General features: G+C 60.8%; 1 protein-coding gene. It reads left to right on the forward strand.

The genetic code is table 11. The features are described from left to right. A partial coding sequence (locus tag PMI29_RS12970; protein WP_007998979.1) for an FUSC family protein occupies nucleotides 1-812 on the forward strand: 812 nt, incomplete at both ends.

Raw genomic sequence — 812 nt, forward strand, 5'->3', positions numbered from 1 at the left:
CCTTTATCGGCGCTGCGGCGGCCGTTCTGTTCGTGCCGATGTTCGTGCAGAGCCCTTACGTGCTGGTGGTAGTGATTGCGCTGTGGACCGGGACGCTGCTGTTTTTGTCCCTGCATTTGCGCACGGCCAACAACTACGCCTTGATGCTCGCCGGTTACACCTTGCCGTTGATCGCCCTGCCGGTGGTGAATAACCCGCTGGGGGTGTGGGACGTGGCCGAAGCACGGACCGAGGAAATCTTTCTGGGCATCGCCGTGGCGGCAGTGGTCGGTGCGATGTTCTGGCCGCGGCGCCTGGCGCCGGTGTTCAATGATTCGGTGAGCAAATGGTTTACCGATGCATCGACCTACAGCCTGCGATTCCTCAGCCGCAACGTGCAGCCTGAAGAAGTCAGCGCGTTGCGGGCATCGATGGTTGCCACGTTCAACTCCCTGGAGTTGATGATCGGTCAGTTGCCCCACGAAGGTTCGCGTCCGCAAACGGTGCGCAACACCAAGGAGTTGCGTGGGCGGATGATTCACCTGCTGCCGGTAGTCGATGCCCTCGACGACGCGCTTTATGCCCTGGAACGGCGTACTCCCGAGCTTGTGGACAAGTTCGCGCCGTTGTTGACCGCCACCACCGAATGGCTCGGGCACAAGGATGCCGATCTCGACCGCTGGCAAGCCCTGAAGGATCAACTTGAGGCCCTGCAACCTGCTCCCGAAGCGCTGGATGACCGCAAGCAACTGCTGTTCTCCAACGCCATTTACCGTCTCGGTGAGTGGATCGATTTGTGGCAGGACTGCCGCAGCCTGCAATACGCCATCCAG

It is taken from the genome of Pseudomonas sp. GM49 (assembly GCF_000282355.1).
GTDB lineage: Bacteria > Pseudomonadota > Gammaproteobacteria > Pseudomonadales > Pseudomonadaceae > Aquipseudomonas.